General features: G+C 65.2%; 9 protein-coding genes, 1 tRNA gene and 1 pseudogene. 8 read left to right on the top strand and 3 right to left on the bottom strand.

The window, feature by feature from the left end; translation table 11 throughout:
* Positions 1 to 477: 477 nt before the first annotated feature.
* Positions 478 to 936, bottom strand: coding sequence for a MarR family winged helix-turn-helix transcriptional regulator (locus QFZ57_RS12850; RefSeq protein WP_306632503.1), 459 nt, complete (start codon positions 934 to 936; stop codon positions 478 to 480).
* Positions 937 to 1,032: 96 nt separating this feature from the next.
* Here QFZ57_RS12850 and bcp point away from each other — a divergent pair, with 96 nt between their 5' ends.
* The 8 genes and pseudogenes from bcp (at position 1,033) to QFZ57_RS12810 (ending at position 11,020) form a co-directional block, all read left to right on the top strand.
* Positions 1,033 to 1,506 (top strand): thioredoxin-dependent thiol peroxidase, encoded by a 474-nt coding sequence (gene bcp, locus QFZ57_RS12845; RefSeq protein WP_306630798.1) that lies wholly within the window; start codon positions 1,033 to 1,035, stop codon positions 1,504 to 1,506.
* Positions 1,507 to 1,605: 99 nt separating this feature from the next.
* Positions 1,606 to 1,687 (top strand) — tRNA-Leu (locus QFZ57_RS12840).
* A 233-nt stretch (positions 1,688 to 1,920) separates the two neighbouring features.
* Positions 1,921 to 2,616, top strand: a complete 696-nt coding sequence (locus QFZ57_RS12835; protein WP_306630797.1) for a fasciclin domain-containing protein — start codon at positions 1,921 to 1,923, stop codon at positions 2,614 to 2,616.
* A 214-nt stretch (positions 2,617 to 2,830) separates the two neighbouring features.
* A pseudogene (locus tag QFZ57_RS12830) lies at positions 2,831 to 4,448 on the top strand (ABC transporter substrate-binding protein).
* Positions 4,449 to 4,527: 79 nt separating this feature from the next.
* Positions 4,528 to 6,030: a malate:quinone oxidoreductase gene (locus QFZ57_RS12825; RefSeq protein WP_306630795.1), complete on the top strand. Its 1,503-nt coding sequence runs from the start codon at positions 4,528 to 4,530 to the stop codon at positions 6,028 to 6,030.
* A 69-nt stretch (positions 6,031 to 6,099) separates the two neighbouring features.
* Complete coding sequence (locus QFZ57_RS12820) at positions 6,100 to 9,330, top strand: efflux RND transporter permease subunit (protein WP_306630794.1); 3,231 nt, start codon at positions 6,100 to 6,102, stop codon at positions 9,328 to 9,330.
* A gap of 113 nt (positions 9,331 to 9,443) precedes the next feature.
* Entirely contained in the window at positions 9,444 to 10,553 is a 1,110-nt protein-coding gene (locus QFZ57_RS12815; protein ID WP_306630793.1) for an LLM class flavin-dependent oxidoreductase, read from the top strand.
* Positions 10,553 to 11,020 (top strand): MarR family winged helix-turn-helix transcriptional regulator, encoded by a 468-nt coding sequence (locus QFZ57_RS12810; protein WP_306630792.1) that lies wholly within the window; start codon positions 10,553 to 10,555, stop codon positions 11,018 to 11,020. The genes QFZ57_RS12815 and QFZ57_RS12810 overlap by 1 nt, the downstream gene beginning before the upstream one ends.
* Before the next feature lie 23 nt (positions 11,021 to 11,043).
* Here the strand turns inward: QFZ57_RS12810 and QFZ57_RS12805 are convergent, their stop codons facing one another.
* Both QFZ57_RS12805 and QFZ57_RS12800 read right to left on the bottom strand, forming a co-directional pair.
* A complete protein-coding gene (locus tag QFZ57_RS12805) occupies positions 11,044 to 11,850 on the bottom strand; it encodes a transglutaminase-like domain-containing protein (protein ID WP_306630791.1) in 807 nt (268 codons plus the stop codon).
* A 70-nt stretch (positions 11,851 to 11,920) separates the two neighbouring features.
* Positions 11,921 to 12,748, bottom strand: coding sequence for a hypothetical protein (locus tag QFZ57_RS12800; RefSeq protein WP_306630790.1), 828 nt, complete (start codon positions 12,746 to 12,748; stop codon positions 11,921 to 11,923).
* Positions 12,749 to 12,856 lie beyond the last annotated feature (108 nt).

Here is a 12,856-nt window from a genome sequence, read left to right as displayed (position 1 = left end):
AATACGCGCCGAGACCGTCACTTTAGAGGCTTTCCCCAATCCGGTAGAGGGGCACACCGCACGCCCAGGTCGCACCTCATGTCCAGCTCCGTCTCTCCCGCCATGCCTCAACCCGGCAGTTCGCTCCCTGGCAAACTCACCGCTTACCCACCTAAAACGACGGAAGTCCACGCAATCTAGTGATAGCTGGGGTGACCGTCCATCGCCCAAGATCCCAATAGATGAAGGCCTAAGGGATCCTTGAAAGCCTCCGGAAACAAGGATTCGCAAGCAATGGGTTCCGGGTTCAAGTCCCGGGGGTGCACCACTGGGAAAACAGCCTCCGGTTTGTGGAAACACGAACCGGAGGCTGTTTTGTTTTCTGCGCTTATGGGATCTGGAGAGTAGACGCTGGCCCGCACCAGGTACAAAAAAGCGCGGCCCCGGCTTCTCCAAGCCGGGGCCGCGCTTTCCTTATGAAACCAGCGGCATCAACAACTATTTGGCGGCGTTGTTTACCAGGGCGTCTGCATTGCCGGGCGTCGTGGCGAACTGGCTGGCGAGCTCACGAACCACAGCCTTGAGTTCCTGGCGCAGGACTTCGGGATCAATGGAGGACGACGCCAGCACTGCGCGCTCCATCTCCACGGCGCGGGCAACCGCTTCCTTGCCCTGCTCAGTCAGCGATACCACGTGGCTCCTGCGGTCCGAGGTGCTGCGCACCCTGACGATGTGGCCGTGGGACTCAAGCCGGCTGAGCGTCTTGCCCATGGTCTGGGCCTGAACGCGGACATACTGGGCGAGCTGGGCCTGGGTCATGGGTCCTTGCGCGGCAAGGACCTCGATGGCTATAACACCGGCGTGCGTGAGTCCGATGGCGCCAAGTTTTTCGTTCCATGAGTGTTCAACGAGTCGCGCAGCAGTGGACAGGAGACGCCCTGTGGGCCAGTGATCCATATCAGGCATAGTTGCCAGTATAGCCAAGTGCCGATTAGCACTTGCTCCACGTGCTTACTAGGCTGTTGTGTCCCGCCCGCCACAAGGAGAAAAACAATGGCTGAAAGACTCGTTACCGGCGACAAAGCGCCCGCTTTCACCCTGCAGGATTCAACCGGCAAGGATGTCAGCCTGGCTCCCCGATCCGGCCGCTCAACCATCGTCTACTTCTACCCGGCCGCCTCCACACCCGGCTGCACCAAGGAAGCCTGCGACTTCCGGGACAGCCTTGCCTCCCTGCAGGCCTCCGGCTACGACGTCCTCGGGATTTCCCCCGACCCCGTTGAAAAACTGGCCAAGTTCGCCGCGAACGAATCACTGACGTTCCCGTTGCTCTCCGACGCGGACCACGCCGTGGCCGAGGCTTATGGCGCCTGGGGCGAGAAGAAGAACTACGGCAAGACGTACCAGGGCCTTATCCGCTCCACGATCGTGGTGGATCCCTCCGGCAACGTTTCGCTGGCCCAGTACAACGTCAAGGCCACGGGCCACGTCGCCAAACTGCGGCGGGACCTCAACCTGGACGGCTGACCCGCCGGCCGGCGCCAGCCCAGGCACCTGCCCGACGCAACGCTACAATGGACTCTGGCATCCGCCGTCGAACGTCCCGCGTTCACGGCAGGAAGCCGCGCGCGAGTGGTGAAATTGGCAGACACGCAGGATTTAGGTTCCTGTGCCTTCGGGCGTGGGGGTTCAAGTCCCCCCTTGCGCACAGAGTGAATCCCCCGGCTTCGGCCGGGGGATTTCTGCGTTAAACACCTGCCAGTGCTCCACCGGATTCGTGCCTCGAATCGAAAAACTTCAGAAGTGCACCCATCCGCCGCTGCCCACCGACCGAATTGCCAATGAGACACCAGCCAAGGGCAGGTGCTTACCCCAAGTCAGACTGCAGCCGCGGACGCAGTGTCCGAAGGCGGCAGGCAAAACGATCCAAGGAGAACTGAAATGCAGACCTTTAAGCGCACCACTTTCACCGTCGCAGGCGTTGCAGCGGCCGCTCTGCTCAGCCTCACTGCATGTGGCGGTTCGGGCAGCACCTCCGGGTCGTCGGCGCCGATGGCGTCCTCCCCCAGCTCCAGCATGGCGTCCCCGTCCAGCTCCGCCATGGCGTCCCCGTCCGCAAGCTCCTCGGCAGGCACCATGGATCCCGCCGCCAACCTGGTGGGCCCGGGCTGCGCCGCTTACGCCCAGCAGGTTCCCTCCGGTGCAGGCTCGGTGGAGGGAATGGCCCTGGATCCGGTGGCCGTCGCAGCCTCCAACAACCCCATCCTGACCACGCTCACCGCTGCGGTTTCCGGCAAGCTGAACCCCAAGGTCAACCTGGTTGACACCCTGAACGGCGGCGAATTCACCGTCTTCGCACCCGTTGATGATGCCTTCGCGAAGATTGACGCCGCCACCATCGAAACCCTGAAGACGGATGACGCCCTCCTGAGCAAGATCCTGACCTACCACGTGGTTCCCGGCCAGATCACCCCGGACAAGATCGCCGGCACCCACGCCACGGTCGAGGGCGGCTCCGTCACCGTAACCGGCAGCGGCGACAACCTCAAGGTGGACAACGCCAACGTCGTCTGCGGCGGCGTCAAGACCAAGAATGCAACCGTCTACCTGGTCGACTCCGTCCTCATGCCCAAGTAAGCTCCCTCCCACTGCCCCCAAACAGGGCCGGGCCCGCTGGCAGCCAGCGGGCCCGGCCCTGGCGCGTCACGGGCCTGCCTGGGGTGGGCGCCAGGTCCTGTCCCCTAGACTGGATCCCGGCCCGCAAGCGGCGGAGCCGGCAGCATCCAGAGGTGATAAACGAGTGCCCAGCAGTACATCGCGGCGGACGGTCATCAAGGCCGGCGCCGTCCTCATGGCACTGGGCGTGACCTCATGCACAGGCACGCCGTCTCCCTCCCCCACGTCCGGGACGCCCAGTTCCGCACCTGCGGAGCCTGAGGCCACGTTCAATTTCGGCACCGCTGCCCAGCCCCTGGGACTGGACCCGGCCCTGTCCAGCGACGTGGAGTCCCAGCGCATCACCCGGCAGATCCTCGAAGGCCTGGTGGGCGTGGACCAAACCACCGGCAAGCCCACCCCGCTGCTGGCAACGGAATGGAACGAGTCCAACGAAGGCCGGACCTACACCTTTAAACTCCGCGAAGGGGTGACTTTCCACGACGGCACCCCGTTCAACGCCGACGCCGTCTGCACCAACTTCAACCGTTGGTTCGCTTTTCCGGCCGAACTGCGGAAGCAGGCACCCGGCAGCTCTTTCAAGAGCGTGTTCAAGGCGCACTCGGACGAGCCGGAGCTGTCGATCTTCAAGAGCTGCACGGCGGTGTCGGCCGACACGGTACAGATCGACCTTACGCAGCGCTTCACGGCGTTCCTCCAGGCACTGACCCTGCCCGCCTTCGCCATCGCGTCCCCCGCGGCCCTCGCCTCGGGCAGGGCCGACGTCCTGGACCAGAACCGGGGCGGCCAGGCAATGTCCGCGTTCGCCACGAACCCCATCGGCACCGGGCCCTTCGCCCTGGCCGCTTGGGGCAACGACAGCGTCACGCTGTCCAGCAATAAGACCTATTGGGGCGAACGCGGCCAGATCGCCACCATCAACTTCCTGGCCTACAACCATCCCCAGACCCGCCTCCAGGCCCTGCTGGATGGAAAAATCGACGGCTACGATGCCGTGACCGTCGGGAATTTCGACCAATTGGTCAAGCGTGGCAAGCAAATTGTGCAACGCGACCCGTTCTCGGTGATGTACGTGGGCATGAACCAGGACATACCGGTGCTCCAGAACCAGAAGGTCCGGCAGGCGGTGGAGCTTGCGATCGACAAGGAAACCCTGATCCGGAAGTTCTTCATCGACAACACCGCCAAGGCCACCCAGTTCGTCCCGCCCAAGATCAGCGGCTTCAACAACGACGCCCCCGCACTTGGGCACGATCCGGTGAAGGCAAAGGATTACCTCAAGGAGGGCGGCTACGCGGGCGAGGAACTGAAGTTCTACTACCCCCTGAACGTCACCCGGCCCTACCTGCCCACGCCCGAGAAGGTCTACGCCGAGCTCAGCCGCCAGCTCACCGCCGTCGGCTTCAACATCCGGCCCGTCCCCGTCGACTGGTCCGACGGCTACCTCCAGAAGGTCCAGAGCGCCGGGGACCACGCATTCCACATCCTCGGCTGGAACGGCTCGTACTCGGATGCGGACAACTTTGTCGGCCCGCTCTTCGGGGAGAAGAACGGCGAGTTCGGGTACCAGGATCCGCAGGTCTTTTCGAAGATCAACCGGGCACGGGGACTGCCTGACGGCAAGGAGCGTGATGAGCTTTATCACACCATCAATAACCAGATCGCCGCGACCGTGCCGGCAGTTCCCATCGCCCTTTCCCATCTCCGCGCTTGCCCTTTCGGACCGCGTGCTGAGCTACCCGGCATCACCGGTCTTAAACGAGGTTTTCACGAAGGTCCAGCTAAAGCCTTGACGGGCCCGGCCAATTTCAGTATGCGGGCCGCGCGGGGATATTCTGTGACAGCCAGAGCCGCTGCAATCGGAGACTGATCGTGACCTTCATTTCCAAGACCCCACACGCCGACGTTGTCCTGATAGGCGGCGGCATCATGAGCGCCACGCTGGGGGCATTCCTCAAGCAGCTGGAGCCGGACTGGACCATCTCCCTGTTCGAACGGCTGGACCAGCCGGGCCTCGAAAGCTCGGATCCCTGGAACAACGCAGGAACGGGCCATGCAGCCCTCTGCGAGCTCAACTACTCCCCGGCGGCCAAAGACGGTTCCGTCAGCCCCGCCAAGGCCTTGGTCATCAACGAACAGTTCCAGCTGTCCCGCCAGTTCTGGTCCCACTTGGTGGACAACAACCTCATCGGCTCACCCAAGGGGTTCATCAACACCGTCCCGCACATGAGCTTCGTGATCGGCGAGGACCACACCCGGTTCCTGAAGACCCGGTATGAGGCACTGAAGCCGCACACCCTGTTCCGGAGCATGGAGTACTCCGAGGACCACGCCCAGATCGCCAAATGGGCGCCGCTGATCGTCAAGGGCCGCGACCCCAAGCAGCGCATCGCTGCAACGCGCGCCGCTGAGGGTACCGACGTCGACTTCGGCGCACTGACCCGCGAGCTGACCGGCTACCTGGGGAACAACGGCGTCGAAATCAACTACGGGCACGACGTCACCGGGATCTCCAAGGCGTCCGACGGCGGCTGGGACCTGACGCTGAAGCACCCCCGGTCCGGGGAACACGGCAAGATCCACGCCAAGTTCGTCTTCGTTGGCGCCGGCGGCGGTGCCCTGCACCTGCTGCAGGCCTCCGGCATCCCGGAAAGCAAGGGCTACGGCGGCTTCCCCGTCTCCGGCCAGTTCTTCCGCTGCACGGACGAGACCATCGCCGCCCAGCACAGTGCCAAGGTCTATGGCCAGGCCTCGGTGGGCGCTCCCCCCATGTCCGTCCCGCACCTGGACACCCGTTACGTCAACGGGAAGCGCTCGCTCCTGTTCGGCCCGTACGCGGGCTTCTCCACCAACTTCCTGAAGAACGGCTCCTACCTGGACCTGCCGCTGTCCATCCGCCCGGGCAACATCATCCCCATGCTGGCCGTAGCGAAGGACAACATGGACCTCACCGCATACCTGGTCAAGGAAGTGGTGAAGAAGCACGGCCAGAAGGTGGAGGCGCTGCGCGAGTACTACCCCGAGGCCAAGGGCGGCGACTGGGAACTCATCACCGCCGGCCAGCGTGTACAGATCATTAAGAAAGACCCGCAAAAGGGCGGCATCCTTCAGTTTGGAACTGAAGTGATCGCCGGCCGAGACGGCTCCATCGGTGCGCTCCTGGGCGCGTCGCCCGGAGCATCGACCGCTGTCCCCATCATGATCGAGCTGCTCCAGAAGACGTTCCCCAGGAACTTCAAGGGGTGGCAGTCCAAGCTCAAGGACATGATGCCCGGCTACGGGGTGAAGCTGGATGAGAATCCGGACCTTGCCGCGGAGCTGGAACGGGCAACGGCCAAGTCACTCCAGCTGGAGAGCGTTTCCGCCAGCCACTGACCCTGCCGGGGCCAGCGGCTGGCACCCCCAGGGCATGTACCAGTCACTTAGACCCCCAGGAGACCACCCATGTTCCGGCTGGCGCACCTTTCCCTGGCGAACCGGGCCCTGATCGCCCTGATCACCGTCTTCGCCTCGGTCTTCGGCGTAATCACCATGTCATCGCTGAAGCAGGAGCTCATTCCTTCCATTGAGTTTCCGCAGATCACGGTGCTCAGCTCCATGCCGGGTGCGTCGCCGGAAGTAGTGGATAAGCAGGTCAGCGGTCCGCTGGAGAAGGCGCTGAACGGCGTGGAGGGGCTGGAATCCACCTCCTCCACGTCGCGTGCCGGCGTCTCCCAGATCACCATGGTGTTCACGTACGGGTCGAACCTGGACCGGGCCAGGAACCAGATCGACCGGGCCATCTCCAATGCCAAGCGGACGCTGCCCAGCGACGTCCAGCCGCAGGCCATCGCCGGAAGCATCAGCGACTTCCCCATCGTTTTCCTCGCCGTCTCCTCGGACAAGCCGCTCAGTGACCTGAACGCCGACCTGCAGCGCCTGAGCGTGCCCCGGCTGCAGAAGATCGACGGCGTCCGGAGCGCGGATATCACCGGCGGCGCGTCCCAGCACATCGAGATCCTCCCCCGGACCGATGCGATGGCTGCCGCGGGTACAAGCCTCACCGCCATCCGGGATGCCCTGTCCAATAACGGCGCGCTGGTCCCTGCCGGCACGCTGGAAGACCAGGGCAAGACCCTCTCGCTCCAGATCGGCAGCCCGGTGGACTCCCTCGACGCCATCAAGGCGCTGCCGCTGGCCGGGGCCAGGAACGCCGAGACCATCGGCTCGGTTGCCGACGTTTCGCTCAAAGACGACGAACGCACCTCCATCACCCGCACCAACGGGGCCGAGACGCTTGCCATCTCCGTGACCAAGAAACCCGAAGGCGACACGGTGGGCATTTCCCACGCGGTGCGGGACTCCCTGAATGACCTGGCGGCGGAGCTGGGCTCCAACGCCAGGTTCACCCCCGTCTTCGACCAGGCACCGTTCATCGAAAAGTCCATCAAGGACCTCACCACCGAAGGCCTGCTGGGGCTGGGATTCGCAGTCGCCGTCATCCTGGTCTTCCTGATGTCCGCCCGTTCCACGCTGGTCACGGCGGTGTCCATTCCGCTGTCGCTGCTGATCACATTCATCGGCCTGTCCGCCACCGGCTACTCGCTGAACATCCTGACGCTCGGCGCACTCACCATCGCGATCGGGCGGGTGGTGGACGACTCCATCGTCGTCATCGAAAACATCAAGCGGCACCTCAGTTACGGCGAGGAAAAGTCGACGGCGATCCTCACCGCCATCAGGGAGGTGGCCGGCGCCATCACCGCCTCCACCCTGACCACGGTGGCGGTATTCCTGCCCATCGCCTTCGTGGGGGAACTGGCCGGCGAACTGTTCAGGCCGTTCGCCCTGACGGTCACCATGGCACTGCTGGCATCGCTGCTGGTGTCCCTGACCATCGTCCCGGTGCTCGCCTACTGGTTCCTCAAGAACCCCAAGGACGCGGCGGGAGCAGTGCAGGCAGGCTCTGCCGCAGCCCGGCGGACCGCCGCTGAGGCGAAGGCGAAGGCACACGACGCCGAACAGCGCAGCCGCCTGCAGCGCGGCTACCTTCCCATCCTCAGGTCCACCCAGAAGCACCCGGTCATTACCCTGGTGGCCGCCGTCCTGGTGCTCGGGGCCACGGGGGCGATGACACCGCTGCTGGCCACCAACCTCCTGGGAAATTCGGGCCAGAACAGCCTGACCGTGCGGCAGGTGCTGCCGGCCGGGACCAGCCTGGCCGACACCAGCGCCGCGGCCATCCGGCTCGAAGAGGTGCTCCGTGGCATCGAGGGCATCAAGAACGTACAGGTGACCTCCGGCAATGCCCAGGCCGGCTTCGCTGCACTCACGTCCACAGGATCCTCCAACTCCACCTTCACGGTAGTCACGGATGAAAAAGCCAACCAGGAGCGGCTCCAGGACACCGTGCGCTCCGAGCTTGCCAAGGTGCCTGATTCGGGCAAGGTATCCGTAGGCACCCAGCAGGGCGGCTTCGGCACCTCATCCACCGTGGACATCACCCTGAAGGCTGCCACCAGCGCCGACCTGCAGGCCGCCAGCGACACCATGGTTGCCGCCATGACAGGCGTACCCGGCACCAGCGAGGTGGCCAGCAACCTGGCCGCAAGCCAGCCCGTCGTGCAAGTCAAGGTGGACAGGGCCAAAGCGGCCGCCGGAGGGCTTAACGAGGAACAGGTGGCCGGCGTCCTGGCGTCCACCATCAGCCCCATCCCCGCCGGAACGGTACGGATCGATACCAACGACTTCCCTGTGCGGATCGGCCAGGGCACGAAATTCACCAGCATCGATGCTGTCCGCAACATCCCGCTGCCGGCGGCCGGCCGGCCGGTGACGCTGGGAAGCATCGCTTCGGTAGAGCAGGTGGACATCCCCGTTTCCATTACCGCCAGCAACGGCCAGCGTACCGCCAAGGTGTCCATCACGCCGTCGGGCTCCAACCTGGGCGCCGTGAACACCGAAGTCCAAAAACGCCTGGCTGATGTCCAGCTGCCGCAAGGAGTCACCGCCGAAATCGGTGGCGCCACCACCCAGCAGGCTGAATCGTTCCGGCAGCTAGGGCTTGCCTTGCTGGCGGCCATCGCCATCGTCTACGTGATCATGGTCGCCACCTTCAAGTCCCTCATCCAGCCGTTGATCCTCCTGGTCTCGGTTCCGTTCGCAGCGACCGGCGCGGTGGCCCTGCTGCTGCTCACCGGAGTGCCGCTGGGCCTGCCGTCGCTCATCGGCATGCTGATGCTCGTGGGCATCGTAGTCACCAACGCCATTGTGTTGATCGACCTGATCAACCAATACCGCCAGCCGCACGACGGCAGGCCCGGCATGAACGTGGCGGACGCCATCACAAACGGCGCACGGCAGCGCCTCCGGCCCATCCTGATGACGGCACTTGCCACGGTCTTTGCCCTGACCCCGATGGCCCTGGGCCTCACGGGCGGCGGCGGCTTCATCTCGCAGCCGCTGGCCGTGGTGGTGATCGGCGGGCTGGTGTCCTCCACGGCACTGACCCTGGTCCTGGTTCCGGTGCTCTACCGGCTGGTGGAGGGACGGCGCGAGAAGAAGGCACTGCTGCGGGAGCTGCAGGCCCGTCCGGAGTTTGGTCCTGCCGCTGACGTGGACGCCGAGTTCCGCGACTGGACCACCGGACAGGTTCCCAAGGTCACCGGACGACGCGCAGCTCCAGGCGCCGAGTAAAACCTCGGAATATTTTGGACGTGGCTGCGTTGTAGACGGCGATAGATGCATATGCATCTAAATTGGTTTACACTTAAACCAAGCCAGCAGGTCCAGGAACGGAAAGGCATGCCATGCAGATCGGTGTTTTCAGCGTCAGCGACATCACCACGGACCCCACCACGGGCCGTACCCCCACCGAGCACGAACGCATCAAGGCCTCGGTGGCCATCGCGAAAAAGGTCGAGGAAATCGGCATGGATGTCTACGCCCTGGGCGAGCACCACAACCGGCCCTTCTTCTCCTCGTCCCCCACCACAACCCTCGCCTACATCGCAGCGCAAACCGAACGGATTATCCTCTCCACGGCCACCACGCTGATCACCACCAATGACCCGGTGAAGATCGCCGAGGACTTCGCCATGCTCCAGCACCTGGCCGACGGCCGCGTGGACCTGGTCCTGGGCCGCGGCAACACCGCCCCGGTGTACCCCTGGTTCGGCAAGAACATCCAGGACGGCGTGGAGCTGGCCATCGAGAACTACAGCCTCCTGCGCAAGTTGTGGGACGAGGACACAGTGAACTGGTCCGGCAAGTTCCGCACCCCGCTGCAGAACTTCACCTCCACGCCCCGGCCGCTGGACGGCGTGGCCCCGTTCGTGTGGCACGGCTCCATCCGGACCCCGCAGATCGCAGAAGTGGCCGCCTACTTCGGTGACGGCTTCTTTGCCAACAACATCTTCTGGCCCAAGGAGCACTACCAGCAGCTGATCGGCCTCTACCGCGACCGGTACGAGCACTACGGCCACGGCAAGGCGGACCAGGCGATCGTTGGGCTCGGCGGCCAGTTCTTCATGCGGAAGAACTCCCAGGATGCGGTGAACGAGTTCCGCCCGTATTTCGACAACGCGCCTGTGTACGGCCACGGACCGTCCCTGGAGGACTTCACCTCCCAGACCCCGCTGACCGTGGGCAGCCCGCAGGAAGTCATCGAAAAGACCCTGACCTTCCGGGAGTACTTCGGCGACTACCAGCGCCAGCTCTTCCTGATCGACCACGCGGGCCTGCCTCTGAAGACCGTACTGGAGCAGCTGGACCTGTTCGGCGAGGAAGTCCTGCCGGTCCTCCGCAAGGAGTACGCAGCCCTCAAGCCCGCGCATGTTCCGGAGCCGCCGACCCATGCCGGCCGCGTGGCCGCCCTGCTGGCATCGCAGGACGCCGAAAAAGCGACCTCGGAGGCGTGATGGCAGCGGGAGGGCAGGAATCGCCGGTGCGGCTGGCTGCCGAAACGTGGGAGTCGCTGTTCCGCGCCCAGGTTGCCGTGATGCGGAAGCTGCAGTCCGGGCGGGCGTTCCGGAAGCTGGCGGTGAATGAATACGATGTCCTGTTCACACTCTCCCGTTGCCCGTCCGGCTGGCTGCGGCTCAACGAGCTCAATGACAACGTGCTGTTGAGCCAGTCCAGCCTGAGCAGGCTGGTGGAGCGGCTCGAAAAGCGGGGGCTCGTGGCCCGGATGCCGGCGCCCGAGGACGGCCGCGGTGTGCTGCTGAAGCTGACGGACGAGGGCCGGGAGCTGCAGAAGGAGATCGGCCGCGAGCACGTCCGGGACATTTCCGCACTGGTGGGCCCGGCACTGACCGCTGCGGAGCAGAAGGAACTGATGCGGCTCACGGACAAGCTGCGGGGTTCGCTGGGCCCCCTCCCCGGGTAAGCGGCGCCGGCCCTCAGCCCCGGTTAGCCCAGCGCCACCAGCCGGGAGGGATCCTCGCCGGGCAGGTCACCGTTGACCACCGCCGTGACGCGCAGCTGGTTCAGCACCAGGCTTCCGCCCACGGTGGATAGGAAGGCCGTGTCCGATGAGTCCCGGCCCGCGGTTATACGCAGCATTGACTCCCGCGGGGCAAGGCCCGTGGGGTCCATGACGTGCCAGGCTCCCTCCACGTAGGCTTCCGCCACGGCGTGGAAGTCCATGGGGCTCAGGCCCGGTGCGTAGACAGCCGCCAACCGGGCAGGGATGTCCTTGGAGCGGAGCAGGGCGATGGCCAGGTGCGCAAAGTCCCGGCACACGCCGCGCCTGCTGAGGAGGGTCTCCACGGCACCGTCCGTGCCGCGGGAGGCGCCGCTGATGTACCGCAGCTCACCGTTGACCCAGTCGCGGACGGCGTGCACCAGGTCCGCCCCCTGGAGCCCTTCGAACTCGGCGTAGGCCGTAGGCAGCAGCCGGTCCGACTCCGCATAGCGGCTGGGACGCACGTAGCGGATCCGGTCGGCGAGGGTGGCGTCTTCCGGCTCGGCGCGGCCGCCCACCGTGGCCGAATACTCCACGGTGACGTCGGCGGGTTCGGCGAACTCCATGTAGTGGAAGCGGCCGCCGTGGTGGTCGGAGACCTCGGTGAAGGGGACCTCTGCTCCGCCGGCCGTGACGGAGAGTGATTCTTCGAAGGATGAGTAGCCGCTGTTCCTCGCGACGGCGATGGCCATGGCCACCTTGGTGTTGGCGATGGTCCTGAAGGCCAGGCGTGCGGAAACAGAGCGTTCCATGTCTCTCCGGGGGTGTTGGGGGCGGAAGGCAAGTCGCACGCCCCGGCTCTTGTGAGTGCCGGCAGCGGGACTAGTAATTGACCTTCAGCGACATTAGCATCCGCTGCACGTTGGCGAAGTCAGGGCTCTCGTTGACGTACTGGGCTGCCTGGCCAAGGGTGTCGAAGGGCTTTGCCGGAGCCACTTTTTCATCCGGCGCATAGGCCTTCAGGGCCACCAGGTCGCCGAACGAGTAGTCGCCCTTGCCGGCCGGCCCGCGCACCACGTTGCGCAACTGGCACGCCTGCCCGTCCGTTCCGCCCACCAGGTTGGTGATGCCGTAGGAACCGAAGTAGCGGTATCCCTGGATCACCCTGAAGACCATGCGTGGCGGGATGGTCCCCTCACCGCCCTGGGCGGCGAGCTCAAACGGCACGCTGCTGATCACCGTGTACGGCCGCCTTGCGCTTTCCGGGCAGTCAGCGGACGACGGCGGCAATCCGGTCCGGAGCGCGGCAACAAAGGTTCCGTCGGGCTTCTTCACCTCAATTTTCAGTCCGCCGGGAAGCGCCCCTTCCTCCGGCGGCACCGACTGTGCGATCCAGTCCGCCGGCAGGTCGAAGCTGATGGTCTTTGCGGGGTCGGAGAATGTTTTCCATGAGGCCGCGGTGGCTGCGCCCTGGGGCTCACCGGGCGTTGCGGAGGCAGGGGCCGGGACGCTGCTTCCAGCATCGGGTGACGCAGATGCTGTTGTGGACGTTGCCGCCCCGGTTGACGCTGCTCCGGACGGTTCAGGCTGTGCCGTCCAGCCGGGGCTGCCGGACGGCGTTGCGGAGCATGCCGCCAGCAGCACCACGGCGGCCAGCAGTGAAGTCCGGCAAAGAGCGGCCCGTACGGTAAGTTCTGCCTTGCCTGTCATGGGAGCCAGCCTAGCGCCGCCCCGGCCCTCTCCCGGGCCGGCGCGGTGGTGTTTCGTGCGCCACCGGCCCGGCCCCTCAGCCGGCCCGGCAACCAGCCCTTCCCGCCG

Source organism: Arthrobacter sp. B1I2, assembly GCF_030816485.1.
Taxonomy (GTDB): domain Bacteria; phylum Actinomycetota; class Actinomycetes; order Actinomycetales; family Micrococcaceae; genus Arthrobacter.
This window is presented reverse-complemented; position numbering and strand designations above follow the sequence as displayed.